The organism is bacterium SCSIO 12696, from assembly GCA_024397955.1.
Classification (GTDB): domain Bacteria; phylum Pseudomonadota; class Gammaproteobacteria; order Pseudomonadales; family Porticoccaceae; genus SCSIO-12696.
In genome coordinates, this window is sequence record CP073744.1 from 2342402 (window position 1) to 2363588 (window position 21187).

Annotated in this window: 12 protein-coding genes; all 12 read left to right on the forward strand. The window is 45.6% G+C overall.

Annotated elements, in window-relative coordinates:
- Positions 1-61 precede the first annotated feature (61 nt).
- On the forward strand, positions 62-6562 hold the full coding sequence (locus KFE80_10830) for an SDR family NAD(P)-dependent oxidoreductase (GenBank protein UTW44867.1): 6501 nt from the start codon (positions 62-64) through the stop codon (positions 6560-6562).
- Between the two features lie 39 nt (positions 6563-6601).
- Positions 6602-7585 (forward strand): glycosyltransferase family 2 protein, encoded by a 984-nt coding sequence (locus KFE80_10835; protein ID UTW44868.1) that lies wholly within the window; start codon positions 6602-6604, stop codon positions 7583-7585.
- A gap of 36 nt (positions 7586-7621) precedes the next feature.
- Positions 7622-8620 carry a glycosyltransferase gene (locus KFE80_10840; protein ID UTW44869.1) on the forward strand — a complete coding sequence of 333 codons (999 nt, stop codon included), beginning with the start codon at positions 7622-7624 and terminating at the stop codon, positions 8618-8620.
- Entirely contained in the window at positions 8620-10818 is a 2199-nt protein-coding gene (locus tag KFE80_10845; GenBank protein ID UTW44870.1) for an NAD-dependent epimerase/dehydratase family protein, read from the forward strand. Before KFE80_10840 ends, KFE80_10845 begins: the two co-directional genes overlap by 1 nt.
- Before the next feature lie 37 nt (positions 10819-10855).
- Positions 10856-11761 carry an NAD(P)-dependent oxidoreductase gene (locus tag KFE80_10850; protein ID UTW44871.1) on the forward strand — a complete coding sequence of 302 codons (906 nt, stop codon included), beginning with the start codon at positions 10856-10858 and terminating at the stop codon, positions 11759-11761.
- 83 nt (positions 11762-11844) lie between these two features.
- Positions 11845-13044, forward strand: a complete 1200-nt coding sequence (locus KFE80_10855; GenBank protein UTW44872.1) for a glycosyltransferase family 4 protein — start codon at positions 11845-11847, stop codon at positions 13042-13044.
- On the forward strand, positions 13037-14170 hold the full coding sequence (locus KFE80_10860; GenBank protein UTW44873.1) for a Gfo/Idh/MocA family oxidoreductase: 1134 nt from the start codon (positions 13037-13039) through the stop codon (positions 14168-14170). Before KFE80_10855 ends, KFE80_10860 begins: the two co-directional genes overlap by 8 nt.
- Before the next feature lie 9 nt (positions 14171-14179).
- The gene (locus tag KFE80_10865) at positions 14180-15475 is read left to right on the forward strand and encodes a glycosyltransferase family 4 protein (protein ID UTW44874.1); all 1296 of its coding nucleotides are present in this window, start codon (positions 14180-14182) and stop codon (positions 15473-15475) included.
- Between the two features lie 8 nt (positions 15476-15483).
- Entirely contained in the window at positions 15484-16989 is a 1506-nt protein-coding gene (locus KFE80_10870; GenBank protein ID UTW44875.1) for an O-antigen ligase family protein, read from the forward strand.
- Positions 16986-18623 (forward strand): cellulose-binding protein, encoded by a 1638-nt coding sequence (locus KFE80_10875; GenBank protein ID UTW44876.1) that lies wholly within the window; start codon positions 16986-16988, stop codon positions 18621-18623. Before KFE80_10870 ends, KFE80_10875 begins: the two co-directional genes overlap by 4 nt.
- 38 nt (positions 18624-18661) lie before the next feature.
- Entirely contained in the window at positions 18662-19762 is a 1101-nt protein-coding gene (locus tag KFE80_10880; GenBank protein ID UTW44877.1) for an acyltransferase, read from the forward strand.
- A gap of 277 nt (positions 19763-20039) precedes the next feature.
- The gene (locus tag KFE80_10885; protein UTW44878.1) at positions 20040-21152 is read left to right on the forward strand and encodes a DegT/DnrJ/EryC1/StrS aminotransferase family protein; all 1113 of its coding nucleotides are present in this window, start codon (positions 20040-20042) and stop codon (positions 21150-21152) included.
- Positions 21153-21187: the final 35 nt, after the last annotated feature.

Here is a 21187-nt window from a genome sequence, read left to right on the forward strand (position 1 = left end):
AATAAAATAGGGATTCAACAGCGGCTTGCTTCCGCGGTAACTCAGTAAGTGATTGATACAAATGGCTAATACAGAAGAAACAGCGGGCTACGATATCGCCATCGTAGGTATGGCATTGCGTGTACCCGGAGCAAACACTCCGGAAGCGTTTTGGAACAACCTGCGCAATGGCGTGGAGTCAGTAGAGTTTTATGACGAAGCTGAGTTGGCGGAACGCGGCGTTAATCCGGCGCAGCTGAAAAACCCCCATTACATTCGTGCCGGGGCGCCGTTAGACAACATGAAAGGGTTTGATCCGGAATTTTTTGGTTTTAGCCCCAAAGAAGCCGGTATTTTGGACCCTCAGCATCGTCAGTTTTACGAGTGCGCCTGGGAAGCATTGGAGCGCTCTGGGCATATGCCAGGCAGTGATCAAAACGCTTTCGATGGCGCCATAGGGGTTTTTGCGGGTTGTGGCATGGGGGCCTATTTTGCCCAGAATATCCTGACCAATCAGGACTTGTTGGATTCTGTGGGCCTATTCTTGTTGCGCCATACAGGCAATGACAAAGACTTTCTTTCTACCCGAGTCTCCTACAGTTTTGACCTGAAAGGCCCCAGCGTCAACGTACAAACCGCTTGTTCCACGTCATCAGTAGCCACTCATATGGCCTGCCAGAGCTTGATTAGTGGCGAGTGCGATATGGCATTGGCTGGTGGCGTGACCATTGAGCTGCCTCATAGAGTGGGCTACCTCTACAAAGAAGGGGAAATCCTCTCTCCAGACGGGCACTGCCGTGCTTTTGATCACCGCTCCAAAGGTACGATATTTGGTAGTGGCACAGGCGTCATTGTGTTGCGCCGCTTGGAAGATGCCCTTGATGACGGCGATCACATCCACGCAGTCATTTCTGCTTCTGCGGTTAATAACGATGGTTCTGGCAAGGTGGGCTATTTGGCTCCCAGCGTCGAAGGCCAGGCCGAAGCGATTAACGAAGCACTGGCTATGGCGGATCTGTCGGCGGACGATATCGACTACGTGGAGTGTCATGGCACGGGCACGCCAGTAGGTGACCCCATTGAAGTATCTGCCTTGACGCAAGCATTTCGTGAATCATCTGAGCGCAATGGCTATTGCGGTATTGGCTCGGTAAAAACCAATATCGGCCACTTGGATACCGCTGCCGGTGTTGCCGGTATTATCAAAGCGGCGTTGGCCATTGAACACGGCGAAATACCGCCGAGTCTGAACTACGAGGCGCCGAACCCCACCATCGACTTCGACAGCAGCCCATTTTATGTCAACGACAAGCTGCGCCCTTGGCCAAAGAAAGACGGTTTGCGTCGGGCGGCAGTCAACTCATTGGGGGTGGGAGGTACGAACGCTTTTGTGTTGCTGGAGCAAGCCCCGGAACCCGACCCCGCCAGCGAGCCAGCTCGTGATTGCCAACTGCTGGTTATGTCTGCTCGCAACCGTAAGGCCCTGGATGGGGCCAGTGAAAAACTGGCTAACTGTTTTCAAACTGGCGCTAACGACTCTTTGGCAGATATAGCCCATACGTTGTTCGTTGGCAGAAAGCCTTTTGAACATCGCCGAGTGCTTGCGAGTGGTAGTTTGGCTGAAGCATCCCGTTTGTTGCAGGATAATGACCCCCGCCGCGTATTTACCCATATCGCCGATGAAGACGATAAATCGGTTGTCTTTATGTTCCCAGGTGGCGGTGCTCAGTACCTCAATATGGGGCGAGACCTGTATGACACGGAAGCCGTATTCCGAGAGCATTTGGATAAAGGCTTTGAGTTGCTGAAACAACGCAATGGTATCGATTTAAAACCATTGTTATTTGTTGATGAGGCAGACCAGCAGCAAGCGGCGATAGAGTTGCAAAAACCGTCCATTCAGCTGCCGGCCATCTTTATGGTGGAATATGCACTGGCTCAGTTGTGGATAAGCTTGGGGGTCGAGCCCAAAGCGTTAATTGGTCACAGCATGGGCGAAAACACTGCAGCCTGTGTGGCAGGTGTGCTTTCTTTTGAAGATGCGCTGGGCTTGGTGGCACTTCGTGGCAAACTGATGGATGGCGTGCCAGAAGGAGGGATGTTGAGTGTGCCCCTGTCTGCGGATGAGCTGCGACCTTACCTGTCTGATGAGCGGTTGGAGAATAAACTGGAGCTGGCTTGTATCAACAGCCCTATGCTGTCCATTGTATCTGGCCCGGTTCAGTGGCTAGAGCAGCTATCACAAATTTTGGCGGCTGATGATGTGGAAGCCAAGCGTGTGCCCATCAATATTGCCGCTCACTCATCGATGCTGGATGGGATTCTTGATGCGTTTGGCGATTACCTGAAGGGTATTAGCCTGAGCAAGCCACAACTGCCTTTTGTGTCCAATAGAACGGGCACCTGGATTACGGATGAGCAGGCCACAAGCCCACAATACTGGGTAGAGCACCTGCGTAATACCGTGTTGTTTGCTGCGGGTATCGATACTTTGCTGGAACAGCCCGGCCGAGTATTTTTGGAAGTAGGGCCGGGTAATATCCTTGGCTCCCTGACTCGGCAAAACAGTAACGCCCCGGCACAGCGAGTGTTTTCATCACTCAGGCACCCAGACGAAGACGTGAGTGACGATGCCTACTTCTTAACCGTGCTTGGCCGCCTGTGGGCGGTTGGTGTTGATGTGGATAAGAATAGCCTGTGGCCTGATGAGCATCGCCACAGGGTGCCTTTACCGACTTATGCTTTCCAGCATAAAGATTACTGGATTGAGCCAGGCAAGTTGGCTGATACCTCCCAGCGCGCGTTTGCTCAGCTGGAAAAAATCGATGATTTTGAGCAGTGGTTCAGCCAGCCAGTTTGGGTTCAGCAGGGTTTGATGCCTTCCTCTCAAATTGAGCCCAGTACCTATTTGGTGTTTGCTGACGACGGGCCAGTGTGCCAGCCATTGATTGCTCGGCTGCAAAACGCTGGCCACGAAGTCGTGACTGTACGCGAAGGTGATGCTTACTACCAAATAAGCTCTACGGAGTATCGCCTTTCACCAGAAGCGGGTGGTGAAGGTTATAAAGCGCTGGTCAATGATTTGGTGGCCAGTGGGAAAGTGCCTAACCGCATTGTTCACCTGTGGTTGGTAACTCAGGACGAAGTATTTCGGCCTGGCTCCAGCTTCTTCCACCGCAACCAGGAATACGGCTTTTATAGCCTGTTTTTCCTGGCCAGGGCACTGAGCGAACAGGGCGTTGCTGATCGTGAGATACATATGATTGTTGCATCTAGCGGGATGCAACAAGTACAGGGTGAGGAGCTGCCTTACCCTGAAAAATCCACAGTGCTTGGTCCCTGTAAAGTGATTCCTCGTGAATTCCCCGGCGTCACTTGCAGCAGTGTCGATGTTTTACTGCCTCAAGCTAAGTCGCAGCGTTTTACTTTGCTGGGCAATGGTGAGCAGGGTCGCGATGGAGAAATCGAAAATCTGGCAGAACGAATATTTGCCGAGGCTCAGGCTCCGGCCACTAATGGAGTGTTTGCCTATCGGAACGATAGTCGCTGGCAACAACACTACGATCACTTGCCAGCGAAGGGGGCAGAAGCTCCGGCATCCCGGGTTAAACAGGGAGGTGTCTATCTGATTACCGGTGGTTTGGGTGGTATTGGCTTTGAAATGGCCAAGTACCTGGCAGTAAATGCCAATGCACGCCTGGTTTTGGTTAACCGCAAGCCCTTGCCTGCGCAGGAAGAGTGGGCTCAATGGCTGACAACACACCCACATGACGATGCAATCAGTGTCGGTATTCGCCGAGTAAAAGAGTTGCAAGGCAGTGGTGCAGAAGTACTTGCGTTGAGTGCGGATGTAACTGATGTAGACGGCATGAGGCGAGTGTTAACAGAAGCCAAAGAGCATTTTGGTTCTATTAATGGCGTGATTCACGCTGCCGGTGTGGTGAAAGACAACCTGATTCCTGTTAAGACTCAAACTGAAATTGAAGACGTCTTTGCGCCCAAGGTTTATGGCACCTTGATATTGGATGAATTATTCCGTGATGAACCATTGGAATTTATGGTGCTGTTTTCTTCCACAAGTACCGCCATTGCGCCAGTTGGACAAACAGATTATGTGGCTGCAAATGCTTTCCTCAATGCCTACGCACAAAGCCGCAATAGTGGTAGCCAATATACGGTTGCCATTAATTGGGGAATCTGGAATGAAGTTGGCATGGCGGCAGCAACCGCTCGGGATATGGGCTTTGCCCCACAAAAGGCGGAGTCGCACAGTGAGTCGGCGAGCCACCCATTATTTGAACAGCGTGTGGCTGTTATTGATGGTGGTCAAGAAACGCAAATTCTTCTCGGCCACTTTTCACCCAAAACCGACTGGTTTCTGGATGAACATCGAACGGCTGATGGTCAGGCTATTCTTCCCGGTACGGCCTACATCGAGCTGGCAAGGGCGGCGTTGGCAGAGTGTGGCGAGCAAGCGCCTTTTGAAATTCGTGAGCTAATGTTTTTTCGGGCTCTTTACATTGCCGATGAAGAGTCTCGCCAAATACGTGTGAAGTTGCAAAAAACTGAGCGCGGTTACCAGTTTGAAGTTCAAAGTGAGCAGACTCAAAGCGATGGGACCAAAGGTTGGCAGCGCCATGCCCAGGGCGCAATTGTTTTTAAATCTGTTATGCAGCCACAATCAGTTGTGCTTGAAGATATTTTGGCTCGCTGTGATTTACAGCCTGGTAACAACAATGCCCCTGCGATACGCAGCCGACAGCAAGATCATTTGGATTTTGGCCCTCGTTGGCATGTGATACGCCAACAGGCTTATGGTGATAACGAAGCTGTAGCACAGTTGAGTCTGGACTCTGAATACAACAGTGACTTAGAGCATTTTAAATTGCATCCAGCCTTGCTGGACTTGGCTACTGGCCACGCCATGGAATTGATTTCCGGCTACGCCAGTGGTGGCAAAGCAGCGAATTTATGGGTGCCAGTTTCCTATGGCAGCTTCCGGTATTTCCGCCCTCTCGGTGACAGTTTATTTAGCTGGGTGCGTACCCCGCGCTCAGTGAGTGTGGATGACGATTTTGCCAGTTTTGACGTCACCTTGCTGGACGCAGCGGGCCAGGTACTGGCGGAAGTATCACAGTTGACCATTAAAAGGCTGGAAGAGAAGGTGGATTTTTCTGCCACAGCGTCGCTGTCCTCTGAAGAATTAGAGTTGGAGCCTGATGCAAGTGCTGCCAGTGAAGTACGCCAGTTGTCTCCTGCAGAGATGGCCTTTCAACACAACCTTTCCCAGGGGATTCTGCCGGCGGAAGGCACTCGGGCACTGTCGAGCATATTGCAGTCGCACAGCGCTCCGCAGGTTATTGTCAGTTCTTTGGATATCGAGGGTTTAGTGGAAGAAGCTGGAGCCGCTGCTGCGTCTTTGCAGGCTGATGGTGATGCGACCAAATTCGCTCGTCCGGACCTCGATAACGACTACGTGGAGGCGAGAGACGAGATTGAGCGCACCCTGGTTGGCTTCTGGGAAGAGCTGCTGGGTGTTGATCAGGTTGGCGTAGAGGACAACTTCTTTGACCTTGGTGGCCACTCTCTGGTAGCCGTGCGACTGTTTTCAAAGATTCAGCAAACCTTCGATTTGGATTATCCGATTTCGGTGTTGTTTGAAGCGCCAACGATTGCCGGTTGTGCGGAGATGATACGACAGGTAATTGGAGATGTGCCTGGCAATGACTCCGCCGAGGCAAGAGAGCCCAAACACCAGACCCGTTATACCCATTTGGTGCCTATGCATTCTGGTAAAGCCGGAGAAAAAACGCCGTTCTTTCTGGTTGCAGGCATGTTCGGCAATGTTCTTAACCTTCGTCACCTGGCACACCTAGTTGGTCAAGATCGGGCCTTTTACGGTTTGCAGGCGCGTGGCCTCTATGGAGACCACGAGCCACATGAAACTTTTGAGGAAATGGCGAGAGATTACATTGCCGAAATGAAAGCGGTGCAACCTCGCGGCCCCTATATGTTGGGTGGATTCTCTGGTGGCGGCATAACAGCATTCGAAATGGCCAGGCAATTGATGGATCAAGGAGAGGAGGTGGAAAAGCTTATCCTCCTTGATACTCCACTGCCTTGGATGCCAGCATTGAGCTCCGTGGATCGCGTGGCTATTCATTGGCAGAAGCTTAAATCCAAAGGACCTGCCTATTTTGCTGAGTGGGCTGTAAGCCGCTACAAATGGGAATTGGATAAGTTCCGGAGGCGTTACGACTCTCCGCAAGAAACGCAAGCCCCTACAGGCGATTTCCAGTCGGAAAGAATCGCCGTCGCATTTTATGAAGCGCTGGATCGCTACGATTTGAAACCCTTGGACCTTGACGTCGTATTGTTCAGGCCCAAACCAGAAAAAGCCTTTGATCTGCCTGGTGGCCGTGTATTGAAATCTGACATGAGATTGGCCATTCATGATAACGGTTGGAACGACTACGTAAAAAGCGTAGAAGTGCATGAAGTGCCTGGAGATCACGACGGTATGGTTTTGGAACCAAGTGTTAGAGTTCTTGCAGCGAAATTTCAACGGTGTCTAGGCGCTTAAAAGTATGATGAAAACTTTTGCTTCAAAAAGGGGCGAGCAATGAAAGTTGCGGTTGTCACTGTAAACTACAAGACCGCCGATATGACGCTTGAGGCTGTAAGTGCAGCAATTGGGGCGCTAGGTCATATTGATGATGAGTGGTCGATAACCATTGTCGATAATGACTCAGGCGACCGCAGCTACGAGAAAATGAAAAACGCTGTCGATCAAAAACGCTCTGATGGATTGGCGGGCTGGGAATCGGTTTCTGTTCTGCAATCCGGAAATAACGGGGGTTTTGGCGCGGGAAATAATTTTGCAATTAAAAAATATCTCGACTCAAAAAACCCGCCTGAGTACTTTTATCTGCTGAACTCTGATGCTTTCCCAGATCCCGATGCTATCCAGAGATTGCTGGATTATATGGATGAAAACCATAAACTTGGAATGGCAGGTAGCTATATTTACGGTGTTGATGGAAAACCACATATTACCGCATTCCGGTTTCCATCTATTTGGGGAGAGCTCGAAGGCGGAGCCTGTCTTGGCATAATTACCAAGCTGCTAAAAAACTATACAGTGCCTATTGGAATTCCAGATCAACCAGCCCAGGTTGATTGGGTTGCGGGGGCCAGCTTGATGATGCGCAGAGAAATGTTGGAAAAGGTGGGTTTGTTTGATGAAACTTTTTTCTTGTATTTTGAAGAAACCGATCTGTGCCGGCAGGCGGCGTTAAAAGGCTGGAAGACTCACTACGTGCCTGCGAGTAAGGTGGCACATATAGGATCTGCATCCACCAAAATTAAAGAGTCATCAGATGATGCCCAAGAAGGACGCGCCAATACTGTTCGGCTACCTTCATATTGGTTTGAATCAAGAACACACTACTTCAAAAAAAATCATGGCAAGCTATATACAATTGTAGCGACTATATTCCGTGTTTTGGGATGTGGTATTTGGTTTTGTAAACGCTTGATTTCCAAAGATCGAAATCACGTGCCGCCGCACTTTGTTCGCGATCTCATTGCTCACACGAAGGTTTAGCTTATGTCGGAGCCAAGCGTATCAATGAGTAGCTCTGTGAACACATCTAATGCCCTGGGCTTTATTGCTATCGGCCGTAATGAAGGCGAGCGTTTAAAAAACAGCCTCTTGGCAATGCGTAAATATGCGGTTAACTCACCGATTGTGTATGTTGACTCAGGCTCAGAGGATGGCAGTGTAGCTTTTGCGCTATCACTGGGCGTTTTAGTTGTAGAGCTGGACACCTCGATACCATTTACTGCGGCTCGAGCGAGAAATGCAGGCTTTGAAAAGTTACTGTCTGCATTTCCAGAGCTGGAGTTTGTTCAGTTTATGGATGGTGACTGTGAGCTTGAACCTGGTTGGATCGAGTACGCTTTGGCTGAATTTTCCAGGAATACAGACATGGCCATTGCCAGCGGCCGTCGTTCTGAAAAAAACCAAGATGTTTCTGTTTACAACCGACTAATGGATGTGGAATGGAATACGGCTATAGGAGAAGCTAAGGCCGTGTTGGGAGATATGATGGTTAAAGTCGATATCTTTCGGGAAGTGGGCGGGTTTTCAGATGAAATTATTGCTGCTGAAGATGATGATTTCTGTATACGTACCCGTGCGCAGGGGTACAAGGTGTACCGACTGGACTGTCCGATGAGTCGGCACGATGCAAATATTCTTCGCATACGCCAATGGTATAAACGCGCGGTGCGCGGGGGTTACGGTTTTGCCAATATCTGGCATCTACATGGTCGTGGGCCAGAGAAGTATTTTTTCAGAGAAGTGTTAAGCGCTTTATTCTGGGGTGCATTAATACCATTGTTGTTATTAAGCTCCTTGTTTTTATCCCCATTTTTCACCCTATGTGTATTGTTCTTATACGGTATATCCATTGGCAAAATGCTGCTAGGGAATCTTAGAAAGAAGTTAGGGTTTCGTACGACTTTTGTTTATGGGTTTTTAATTTTAACTGCGAAAATCAGTGAGTTTGCCGGAATGGCCAATTATATGGTGGGGCAGTTGTCTCGCCGCCGGCAAGAGCTGATTGAGTACAAGTAATGGATGCTAAAGAAAATAAGTTAAGGGTTGGCTTTATTGGCGTAGGTAATATATCTAGCCATCATAAGCGAACCGTTATGATGCTGGAGAATGTTGATCTGGTTGCGGTCTGTGACTTCAATAACCACGCTGCTAACCAATTTATATCCGATTGCCAGAATGTTCAGGTGTTTGATGATGCCGATAAAATGCTGGCAGAAACAAACCTCGATGTTGTGCATGTACTTACTCAGCCAGATAGCCATTATCTTTTGGCTAAAAAAGTACTTGAGGCGAGATGTCATGCGGTAGTAGAGAAGCCTATCGCACTCAATTGTGAAGATGCTCGTGAGCTAATTGAAGTCGCTGAGAATAATGGCGTCACCATTAGTGTTAATCACAATTTTATTTATTCCACACCCTATAAAAAACTGCAAAAGATTGTAAATAGTGGAGATGTTGGCCCAATAAAATCTATTCGCGTGGTATGGAAAAAGCATCTGCCACCGATTGATACTGGCCCTTGGAATTTATGGATGCTAAGGCAGCCAGGTAACTTGTTGTATGAAACAGCAGTGCATACTGTGTCGGAGTTGCTTGGGGTGCTTGGTGGCGACTCCAGCGAAACAATGGATATTGAGTTTGTTGACCTGTTTGGGCGCAAGAAATTCCCCACGGGAGGTTTGTACTATAGCCGTTGGAGTATTGCCGGTAGACGGGGGCAAACGGCCATTAAAATAGATATTGCCGTCGATCAGGGTTATGAAGAGCACTATGTAGAAGTGGAAGGTTTATTCGGCGTAGCTCGAGCTGATATAGAGAAAGATATTTGCACCCTTGATCGGCACTCAGGTAAATCTATAGATGGTGAGCGTTTGGCCGTTAACTGGCGCTCGGCGTTTAGCCGCTTAGCGCAATCGACACAAACCTATTTTCGTTATGCAGCCTCGAGAGTTATTAAGTCTATTGGGGGTGGGCCATACGAGATATGTATGAGTAGTGGTATCAAAGCTTGCTACGAAACGATTCGATCTAACACGCATGATTGCCAAGGATCGACAGGTTTATTTGCTCTTCAAGTTATTACTATGCTCGAGCGAATTCGAAAGTTCGCTAATCCGACCATTCAAGCAGATGAAAAAACCTTTCTGGAAGCGTTTTCGCCGAGTGTGACGGATCAGAACTCTGCCTCAAGTGCTACTCCGACGGTTTTGGTTATTGGCGCTACAGGCTTTATTGGTAAGGCACTTTTGAAAAGCTTTGTTCGCCAGAAAATATCTGCACGGGCCTTGGTGAGAAATCCATCTGCTCTAGCTGGGGTAGTGCCTCAGGAAAGTATTGACGTTGTTGTTGGGGATTACAGGGATGAAAGTATTTTGCGAACAGCCCTCGAGGGAGCTGAGAGTGTTATTCATCTTGCGGTTACCCCTGCAAATAGCTATCCAGGTTATGTTGCAAATAATGTTGACCCCACTAAAAAATTGATTGATCTGTGCCAAGAATTAGGAATAAAACGATTTGTCTATTCAGGAACGATTGACTCTCTGCACCTTGGTCCTTCAGCCGGTTTAATTAGCGAGAACGACGGTATTGATAAGCAAATTCAACGCCGCAACAACTATGCGCGCAGTAAAGCTGATATAGAGCAGTACTTGGCTAAGAAGTACCGTGATGAAGGGTTTCCAGCAGTGGTAGTTCGGCCTGCAATAGTCATTGGCGAAGGTGGAGCGATAACACACTTAGGTGTTGCGAATTGGTTTGGCCTCGGCGTTTGTCGTTACTGGGGTAAAGGCGAAAACCTTCTTCCCTTTGTTTTGGTTGATGATGTGGCAGATGCTATCGCTGCAACCGTCCATACAGAAGACGTAGTGGGGAAAAGCTACAATTTGTCTGCAGAGCCAGCCCTCAGTGCGCGTGATTATGTTCAACAAGTAGAGGCCATGCTGAAGAGCCACATTGATGCTAAATCCAGCCGGGCTTGGTTGTTGTATACCCAAGATATGATCAGATGGGTTGTTAAGCGTTTGGTGGGTCACCCGGATGGTGAACGAACGCCTTCATTACATGATTGGCAATGTCGTGGCCAATACGCTCACTTTGATACCAGCAATGCTCGCCAAGATTTGAATTGGCAGCCCGAAAGCCGTCGTGAAGAGCTGATTCGTAAAGGAATTGAAGAGCCATTGTCTCAGCAATACGGTGACAAACAGTGGTCGTAAGTATTCCTTGTCTCAATATGCTTCGGGTATTTGCTTTGTGAATATACTTGTAACCGGTGCAGCAGGCTTTATAGGCCAGCAAGTGGTGAGAAGGGCATTGGATGCTGGCCATGGTGTTGTCGGTGTGAGTCGAAAGGATGTGTCTCAACTTCCCCAGCATGAAAACCTGCAGTGGATAAATGCTGATCTAAAAACGGAGTTGTTGGATGTTTCGGGCAAGAACCTGGATGTTGTTATCCATTTGGCTGCTGACCTGTCCAGCAACCAAGAACAGAGTGATGTTATAAACGCTGCAATCACTAAAAATATATTGGACTCCATGGATAAGGCTGACCTAAAAAAATTAGTTCTAATGGGAAGCATCTCTGTCCTGGATTACAAAGGATTGCCAGCGCTTTTTACGGTCGATGAGAATGTTCCCATATGTGGAACTGATGAGAATTTAGGAGATTACGCTTTGATGAAGCGTAATGAAGAGTTGACTGTAAAAAAATGGGTGAGTGGCGATAAACACGTAACGGTGCTTCGGGCTGGGTTGGTTTATGACGCAGAGAATTTATCCACAGCTCATGCTGGTCTGTTAGCCGGTAGCCTTGGAATAGTCGTTTCTCATGAAGGGCAGGTTCCGCTGATAAATGTTGAGAGGTTGGCTTCCGTAACAATCGCTGTTGCAGAAAACACAAGTGTGACACAGTGTGAAGCTTTGCACGTCTTGGATGATGAACTGCCGAACCAGAAGCAATATCTCTATGAACTCAAGAAAAGAGGTTTGCTATCTCGCTTCATAATACCTTTACCATGGTGGCTATTCTCTACATTTTGTGCATTTGTTAGGTGTGCTTTAGGCTTTTCTGGACGCAAAAAATTACCCGATAGTTTTTGTGGGAATAGCGTTAGTGGTCGTTATAAACCATTGCAGTTTTCTTCCCAGAAAGAGGCATAATTTTTGGATGATTTCGGTTGCAGTAATACAAGTATTAATTATTGATCAAGAATTTAAAGTTTTTATAAAGTGAAGGTGGCTTAGTGCGTCTAGCGTATTTTACCAATAGTTACCCAAGAGCAACTGACACATTTATTCGTCGAGAAGTTGTTGGTCTGCGTGAAAGGGGCTTTTCTGTAAGCACATTCTCTGTCCATAAGGTGGGGCTGGCCCACGATGTGGATGAAGAAGTTGTCAAAGAAAAATCCAATACACACTATTTATTGCCTACCAATTACTTATTTTTATTATTAAAAAATATTCAGCTATTGGTTCGTTCTCCAGTGCGTTACTTGTCAACAATATTGTTAGGCCTGAAAACCGCTCGGCCAGGGGCGAAAGGTTTTTTGTTGCAAGTGTTTTACTTTCAAGAAGCTGTTCTTTTGGCTTGCGAGCTCCGAAAAGGCGGCATAGAGCACCTGCATAATCATTTGGGTGACAATAGTGGAACAGTAACGCTACTGGCATCAAAAATGACCGGAATACCATACAGTATCAGTATTCACGGCCCGCACATTTTTTTTGATGCTTTTCATTGGGCTTTGGCTGAAAAATTAGCTAATTCAGAATTTGTTTCTTGTATAGGGCATTTTTGCAAGAGCCAAATGATGCTTTATACGCAGGAAGATTCTTGGAATAAACTAAAGATAGTTCGCTGTGGTATACGCCCGACAGAATTTCCTTTCTTGCCTCCAGAGACCAGTGCTAAAAGGATGTTGTATGTCGGACGGCTTTCTTCTGAGAAGGGACTGCCAATTCTTTTCGAGAGTATGGTTTCTCTGCTGAAGTCGGGGCGCGACTTTGAACTGCATATTCTTGGCGATGGTGAGGAGCGTGCAGGTCTTGAGACTTTGGCGATTGAGTTGGGCTTGTCGGAAAGGGTTATATTTCACGGCTTTGCCAATCGATCGCAGGTGAGAGAGTGGCTATCCATGGCGGATATTTTTGTGCTACCCAGTTTCGCAGAAGGGATACCGGTTGCTCTTATGGAGGCAATGGCCTGTGGAACTCCGGTGATTGCTACATACGTAGGCGGAGTGATTGAACTTGTGAGAGACCGAGAAACAGGTCTTGTTGTATCGCCGTCAGATGTTTCTGGCCTGTCAGAAGCAATTGCCAGCTATTTGGATGATGATGAGCTTTGTCAGCATGTGGCAAGCAACGCCAGACGAGTAGTCTGTGAAAAATTTGATATAGATAAGCAAGTAGATAAATTAGCTGCGCTATTTAAAAAGTATGAATAATTCTGAAGAAATGTCAGTAGCTATCGTCGGTTGTGGTTTTGTGGCTGACTACTATATGGCAACCATTGAACATTATCCGCACATCAATATAGCGGGCGTGTTTGATATTGATACCAAGCGTTTGAAGACGTTCTGTGATTTTTACCAGCTAGATGCTTATGAAAGCTTCGAAGCCATTCTCGCTAATTCGAATATCAATATTGTTTTAAATCTGACAGATCCTCGATCTCACTACGAAGTGTCTAAGCAATGCTTAGAAAAAGGTAAAAATGTATACAGTGAAAAACCCCTGGCTATGTCCTATGAGGATGCCAAAGAGCTTGTTTGTTTGGCAGAAAAAAAAGGGCTTCATATACATTCTGCCCCCTGTAGTTTGTTTGGTAATTTGGCACAGACGCTGAAATCTGCGGTGTCTGGAAAGGTTTGTGGTGATATTCGCTTGGTTTATGCTGAGTTAGATGACGGAATGATCCACAAGCAGCCTTATAAAATGTGGGTTAGCAAAAGTGGTGCTCCCTGGCCTTATAAAGATGAATTTGAGGTGGGTTGCACCCTTGAGCATGCAGGGTATTACCTGACATGGTTGGTTGCTATGTTTGGCCGTGTCGAAAAAGTCATTGCCTTTTCAGATTGTCTTATAAAAGAAAAAGTGCATGACCAAGAATTAACTCCCAAATACACGGCAGATACATCGCTAGCAACTCTGGTGTTTTCTGAGGGCGTTGTTGCTCGATTGAGCACTACAATTGTTGCTCCTAGCAAGCGTTCTCTGCAAGTGATTGGTGAAAAAGGAGTTCTGGAGGTGGATGATTGCTGGAATAATAATGGATCAGTCTATTTTAGGCGCCTAATAACTATTCGTCGAAAAACATTTCTTTCTCCGATTCGCAAAAAACTGAAGAGTGTGTGCGGAGAGAAAATGCCGACCACGTCTAGCGGGAAAACCAAAATGGATTTTTTGTTGGGCGTTGACGGCCTGAGAAGAACCGTTTTAGGCGAGAGAAGTAAGGCAGATAGTCAGTTTGCTCTTCACGTGAATGAAGTCGCGCTTGCGCTTCAATATTCAGGGCGGGATGGTGTGCTGTATCGTCCTGAAAGTGAATTATCTTCTCATTGTAAGAAATAAGGAAAAAATGTGGCTGAAGCACGACTAAAAGTCTTACTAATTGTGGAGCAGTGTAACCCTGATTGGTTTTCAGCTCCACTCGTTGGCTATCGGCTTTATGAGTCGATTAGGCAGCATGTTGATGTAACCTTAGTGACCCATGAAAGGAATCGAGAAGCGCTTGAGAAAGCATGTCCAGATGCGAATGTTTTTTTTATTAAGGAAAGTCGACTAATTAGTGCTTACGAACGAATTGTTAAGCGTATTAGTACAATAAGGGATCGAATTATATGGCCGATTTACAACTCCTTTGGTTATTTTATATACGGTGATTTCGACAATAAAGTGTATCGCACCTTTAAGCGTGATATCGAAAAAGGCAAGTATGACGTTGTTCATTCATTAACTCCAGTGATGCCTCGCTACCCAGTGAAAATAGCGAAAGTGTGCGATGAAACACCATTTGTTATTGGCCCAGTAAATGGCGGTGTTCCCTTCCCTAAAGGATTCAAAAAAGTAGCGAGTCAAGAATTTGCCTATTTTAATTTTATTCGTATTTTTGGCCGATTTCTGATTCCCGGATATAAGAGAACCTATAAAAAAGCTCGTTATGTGCTTTCCGGGTCTAGTTATACCAAAGGATTGGTTGAGAGGACCTTCGATTTAAACCCAAAGAAAGTGGGGCTATTTTTTGAAAATGGTGTAACGGAAGAGTTCTTGTCGCAAGGGAGGAAGAATTTATCTGAGAGAAGCTTTAACCCCGAAAGGGTTACCTTAATATTTGTTGGCCGCCTAGTGCCATATAAAGGTGCAGATATGCTGCTAGAAGCAGTCGGTCAGTTAGATTCAGCAGTTAAAGAAAAGATTAACTTACTGATTGTAGGTGATGGGCCAGAGATGCCGAAACTGCGTGAAATGGTTAAGGAGCTAGGTCTTGAAGAATTTGTTGAGCTGTGTGGTTGGGTATCACAAAGCCAGACGCTGGATTACTACCGAAGGTCGGATATTTTTTGTTTCCCCTCTGTTCGAGAATTTGGCGGCGCAGTTGTGTTAGAGGCAATGGCGAATGCTCTTCCTTGCATTGTTGTAAATAACGGGGGTATCGGAGAGTTTGTTAACGAAAAAGTAGGCTTTAAGGTAGAGCCTAAGTCGAGGGAGTATGTGATTAGTGAAACAGCAGCTTCTATAGAGGTATTAGTTAGAGACGCTGAAATGAGGCTGTCGATGTCTCGTGAGGCGATGCGTTATGCTGAAGATCAGTCATGGAATAAAAAGTCTAGGTTTGTAGCTGATGTGTATAAGTCGGTTGTAACGGAAACGGTATGAGTCTCTAAATGTTGGTGTATATAAAAGCTTTTGTTGTTCTTTCCGGGTTTTTTGTTATTGCATCAACTCTTAATCGATTCTTTCATGGAAAAGATCTGGATGAGTTGGGATTCTTTGGTGTCAACACTAAAAAGATAATAATTGTTTGGCTGTCAATTACGGCTTGTGTCTTTGTTTTGCAAAGTATTTGGTTGTTATACATTGGTGTAATTGTTGCTTCGCTTTCCTTAAGAAAAAACCCAGATAATGATGTTTTGTGGTTTGTATTCTTCCTGCTAATCATGCCACTTTATGAGGCTCATATACCAGGTTTTGCCGGAATTGAGTATCTACTAGGGGTTAGTTATCTATCGATAGTCTCTCTTTGTTTCTTATTTCCGAAGTTCTTGGAGTTCAAGAACGATAAGTCAAAAACCCCATTCGGCCAGCTATTTCAAGATAAATGCATCGTTATATTATATCTCTTGGTTATTTTTCAAGGGTTTAGAGATAATGCCAGTGTCACAGGTTCTGTGAAGCTGGCGCTTGTCGCATTTTTTGAAGTTATTGTTCCGTACGCTGTTATCAGTAGATTGTCTATTGATAAAAAAATTCTGGACTCTGTATTCGTTGTGATCCTTTTAACAGGGTTGTTTGGGGCTCTAGTAAATGTCTTTGAGTTTCTAAGAGGATGGCAGCTGTATCGAGGAACAAGCTTTATTGTTGGATCTTCATCAATTACAGAGTCAACTTTCATGTACCGGGGAGGGTATTTAAGAGCATCTTCCTTGTTTGTTCATTCCATTGTTAATGGCTATTTTATGGTGGTTTCACTGGGTGCTTGGTACTTTTGTGCCAAACGATTCTCGCCCAGTTTCTTATTCAAATACGGAACGCTCTTTTTACTATTAGCAGGCTTGTACTGTACCTCTTCTCGAGGTCCCTGGGTTGGGGCGGCATTGTTCTTTGTTGTAGTCACTGTATTTCTTGGTAAGAATAGGTTCAGAAACTTAGCTTATTTAGGTGTGTTTGGTCTGGTTTCTGTATTTGGCCTGATTCTTTTGGGACAGAAAGAGCGTTTTTTAGAGTTGCTCCCGTTTATTGGTAAGGAAGGTGTGGATTCATATCGATCCAAGCTTATTGAGAATGGGTTAGAGGTCTTTTACAGGAATCCACTTCTGGGGCAATCAAGTGGGAAATACTTAAATGAACCCGAAATGTTGGCGCTGATTCAGGGGGAAGGCATTATCGATATTGTCAACAATTACATAGCTCTTCTTTTGGATTATGGGCTTTTCGGGTTCCTTCCCTACGTGCTTTTGTTTTTATCTTTGATGATCGCAGTTAACCGTGTGAGAAAAAATTCTGATGATAGAACTTTTTTGGTTTCTTCAGTGCTCATAGGGTTGTCAATTTCCCACCTTTTTATTATGGGAACGGTTAAGGATCTTGGGCATATCAAACCATTGTCTTACATGATACTTGCGATGATGGTTGGTGTTGGGGTGCTTCCAAAATTAAGAGGTGCAAAGTGAAATCTGCTGCTGAGAGATTGTTTAGGGCCCTATTGTTGCTTGTTTCTGCAATGGGGCTTTTTGCTATGCAGTCTGCAGCAAACCCCTCGCTCAAAGATCAGAGTTCGATAGGGATGGGGTTGAGCGGGATTGCAGATTGGTCAACACAGTTTCCTTTTCTGAATATCATGCGATCCTCTAGAGAGTGGTATGACTGGGATAGGAATAGCCCTGAAGGGATTGTTGTAGACGAGTATGGTGAGTTGGTTAGTGTAGAAGCAGGGGTTCGGCCGGCTGTTGTTTTTTTAACAAATATAGAAGAGCACCCAATTGTTTATGACAGATACATTGTTCGCTGGAAAGGTGCTGGAGGTATAGAGTATGACTGGTGTGCAAAGAAAGTAGGGGAGTCGAATGGTGGAGATGTTATTGAAACTAGAGAAGATAGCTGCCTGATTCGTGTTTCAAGCTTTGATCCTTCAGACCCGATTAGAGAGATAGAGGTTGTTCCAGCAAAATTTATAGAAAACTATGACAGAGGCGAGGTTTTCAACCCTGATTTTCTGGCAAATATTGGAAGATTTCGCGCATTGCGTTTTATGGACTGGATGATCACGAATGGCTCTACTCAGAACCTGTGGTCCGACAGGCCGACACCTAAACACAGGAGTTTTGCGCAAAAAGGTGTTCCGATTGAATATATGGTGCGATTAGCTAACGAACTTGGTTCAGATCCATGGTTCAACATGCCGCATTTGGCTACTGACCAGTACATCAAAAATTTTGCCAAAGTTGTTCAAAATAGCCTAGATAAAAACCTGACGGCTTATGTCGAATACTCAAATGAGGTTTGGAATTGGTTATTTCCCCAGTCTCAATACGCATTAAAGGCATCTAGGGAGCTTTGGGATAAAGAAGGTGATGCCTACATGCAGTGGCATGGTATGAAAACAGCAAACATATGCAAGATCTGGAAAAACGAAGTATTTCTAGAGGAAAAGCATCGAGTCAATTGTGTCTTAGGTGCACATGCTACATGGCCTGGTCTTGAAACATCATCTTTGGATTGCCCTTTGTGGAAGGAGAATAAAGGCTCTTGCCAAGATCATGGTATAGATTCTGTCGCGATAGCCGCATATTTCACGGGTTGTATCAATACTTATGAGAATGACTTGGGTCAACGCAAAGTAGAGGAGTGGCTCAATGAAAGCGATGGCGGCTTGCAAAAGGCATTTGAACAAGCGTTTGATAGCCGTCATTTTCCCTGTGAGTTCAGTGCTGCAGAGATGGAGAAAGTATATGCCTACCATGTTGGTGTTGCCAGGAGTCGTGGGTTGCAAGTACTAGCTTATGAGGGGGGGCAACACATCACTGGTAATTTTGAAGAAACACAGACAGATCAGCGCTTTATTGCACTCCATATCGGTTTAAATAGAGATGAACGGATGCGTCGTCTTTATGAGAGAAATTTTAAGAGTTGGAGAGATGCTGGTGGAGGGCTGTTTTTCCATTTTGTTGATGTTTCGGTGCCAGGCCAATATGGCAGTTGGGGAGCTTTAGAATACGTTACTCAGCCTACATCACCTAAGTGGCAGGCCCTACTGAATATGAACGCTCAGCCTTGCTGGTGGGATCACTGCGTAGAGAATAAATAGTAGGGTAATGAGTGATAGAAGTGGTCTGGGAATAAATAATGAGAATTGAAGAGTTAACTTTTTTTAGATTTCTGGCAGCTTCTATCGTAGTTATCTTTCATTTTGGGAAAGACTTGGAGGGTATCCCTGGTTTTTTAAGATCAGGCCCAGAGATGGTGACCTTTTTCTTCGTGCTTTCTGGTTTTGTTATGGGGATATCTTATTTCAATAAGCCGGTGGTTGCTACGAAGTATTTGTGGGCTCGGTTTTCTCGTATTACACCAGTATATTTCTTAGCCCTTGGGCTTGTTTTGGCATCAATGGTGCTATCTCATCAAAGCATTAACCCTATCGCACTATTGCTTAACGTCACTTTTCTACAGTCTTGGGTTTCGCCTTTTCCTCTTTCATTGAATGGGCCTGGTTGGTCTTTGTCGGTTGAGGCGTTTTTCTATTGTGCCTTTCCCTTAATTTTAATTTGCATTAAACAGTTATCTCTCACTTCAAAGGCGGTTCTTGGGATTGGATTGGGTTTTTGGGTGGCTGTGCATTTGGCGACAACCTATGTTTTATCGAGTGACGGGTATGAAGGCTACCCATCCTTTTCTCATGACATGATTTACTATTTTCCGCCCACTCACTTGTGTAGCTTTATCTTGGGAATTGCTGGTGCTATTTGGATTTATGAACAGAAAAGTACGGTCAATAAAAGTTCATGGTTAACAATAGCTGTTGTAGTGGTGTGTTTTTCTATTGTTGTCATATTGAATAATAAGCGACCTATAGAGGAATATTTTGGCCTAAGCTTGGCTTTTGGATCGAGTCTTCTGTCACCACTATTTTTGCTCTTTATTGTTTTAATCGCTTGGTGTGATTTAAGGCTAATTGCTCTTTTTAGAAGCTACCCTTTGGTGCTTCTGGGGGAGGCCAGTTATGCGTTTTATATTTTACAAAAGCCAGTGCATATACTGTACGAAAAATACATGCCGAGAGAGATTTTGACGAATGAATGGATAAGCTTTAGCGTCTTCTTTTTATTGTTAACAGGAGTATCCATTTGTGTATTTTACTTTTTTGAAAAACCAATGAATAATTTTTTACGACATAGGGTTCCCGCCTGGTTTTCAAAGCAGAAAAGTGTGGTTACTGAAGCACCTTAAACCGCGTAGTTGTCTATGTCCTGATAGCCTTAAAGTGGGCTATACTTCTAGCCGCATTTTTCAGTGCTGAAGTGGTGTTGCCTCACGCTTATGGTCTGGGAAATAGTTAAAATAAGAGAGCAGCCAAGATCACATGGTGCTTCATGGTGTCCAGATAAGCATATAGCTGCTATTTATCATTAAGTTCTTATCCAATCTTCCGGGTGATAACGGCGGGAGATTCAGTGTGGTTTATCTTTAAATCACACTAGTTAGCTTTTATGGGGAATAATTAGATATGGCTGACAAGGGTGTTGGTGTTGTACGCGCGCCGGTATGTAATAAAAAACCTGCTTTAAAAACAATGAGTAATGATGGGTTGGCTGGTAAGGATCTACGTTATGTAGAGAGTAAGCGTGTTGATATAGAAGCAGTCAAAGGTTATCTAGAGATTAGCTGCGAGCATAACCACTGGTCTAACTTTGGCCCGGTCTCCCTGCTGTTGGAAGAATACATCGCTGAGTTACTCGGGCTAGAGAGTGGCTTGAAAGTTGTTATGTGCGCTAATGCAACAGCTGCTATGCACGCTTTGGTGACCTTAGAGGAAGTTAAGCAAGGGAGTAGCCAGCGATGGGGGGTATCTTCGTTTGGTTTTTACAGCTGCATTCAAGGGCCACTTCAGAAAGCAGCCGTTTATGATTGTGATGAGGCGGGCCTTCTTGATTTGAATATGGTGGGAGCAGATTCCGTTGACGCTCTCATCATGACTAATATGTTTGGTGCGAATAGAGATATTGAAAAATATCATAAATACGCCAATGATAATAATAAATTTTTATTGATAGATTCTGCACTGGCCTTTGGTTCACATAAGCACGTAGCGAATGAATGTATAAGCTTTCACCATACAAAGCCGTGGGGATTTGGAGAGGGTGGCTGCGCGATTGTTCTGGCCGATGACGAAAAACTGTTTCGTTCGTTGATTAACTTCGGGTCCGGCTTGGGGTCATCCCTGAGCCGCCATGCTGGCAATGGCAAAATATCAGATGTTTCTTGCGCATATATACTAGCCAGGTTAAGGCAGATGGAAGTGCTTTCGCCACTTTACCAAGCTGAATATGAAAGGATCAAAGCTATTGGAACGGCTCTTGGTCTACAGGTTTTAGGTGGTAATGTTCAGCACCCAGGTACACCTTCGAATGTTCCCTTTATATCGCAGGCACCTTTAGGTGATATAGAGCACCCGGTATTGCCGACAGCTCGCTATTATCAACCATTGGAAAATACGCCAGTCGCCTCTTCTATATACGAGCGTATACTGAATATTCCATGCCACCCTCAAATGGCGACGCTTTCTGACGATGCAATATATTCTTCCTTGGAAGGAATTCTAGAGAAATCAAATGGTTGATGTTTGGTTTTTGATCGGTATGGAAAAGTTAATAA

Bases quoted from the DNA above. Each gene is read 5' to 3' on its own strand.
- KFE80_10880 (UTW44877.1), top strand. From the start codon at position 18,662: ATGAGAATTGAAGAGTTAACTTTTTTTAGATTTCTGGCAGCTTCTATC.
- KFE80_10860 (UTW44873.1), top strand. From the start codon at position 13,037: ATGAATAATTCTGAAGAAATGTCAGTAGCTATCGTCGGTTGTGGTTTT.
- KFE80_10830 (UTW44867.1), top strand. From the start codon at position 62: ATGGCTAATACAGAAGAAACAGCGGGCTACGATATCGCCATCGTAGGT.
- KFE80_10870 (UTW44875.1), top strand. From the start codon at position 15,484: ATGTTGGTGTATATAAAAGCTTTTGTTGTTCTTTCCGGGTTTTTTGTT.
- KFE80_10835 (UTW44868.1), top strand. From the start codon at position 6,602: ATGAAAGTTGCGGTTGTCACTGTAAACTACAAGACCGCCGATATGACG.
- KFE80_10845 (UTW44870.1), top strand. From the start codon at position 8,620: ATGGATGCTAAAGAAAATAAGTTAAGGGTTGGCTTTATTGGCGTAGGT.
- KFE80_10885 (UTW44878.1), top strand. From the start codon at position 20,040: ATGGCTGACAAGGGTGTTGGTGTTGTACGCGCGCCGGTATGTAATAAA.